Raw genomic sequence first — 225 nt, 5'->3', positions numbered from 1 at the left:
TTGCTCGGCCTGGAAGGCCATCGCCCCAACCTGATCGACCCGGACATCATCCCGGCCACGCTGGCGCGCATCCGCTCCAGCAAGCGCATCAACCTGATGGGCCAGCATGAGATCGCCTTCGACGAGAAGCGCGACCTGGCCCTGAACAAGCGCCAGAAGCTGCCCTACCACACCAACGGCATGCGCTTCACCGCCTTCGATGCCAACGACGCGGTCATCGCCACC

General features: G+C 64.9%; 1 protein-coding gene. It reads left to right on the top strand.

Going from position 1 to position 225, the window contains the following annotated elements; all coding sequences use genetic code 11:
* Positions 1-225, top strand: a 225-nt coding sequence (locus AC06FP_RS16885; RefSeq protein WP_478076340.1) for a serine dehydratase beta chain, incomplete at both ends; no start/stop codon positions are given.

This window comes from Stenotrophomonas sp. Steno-Z2 (genome assembly GCF_056393235.1).
This window is presented reverse-complemented; position numbering and strand designations above follow the sequence as displayed.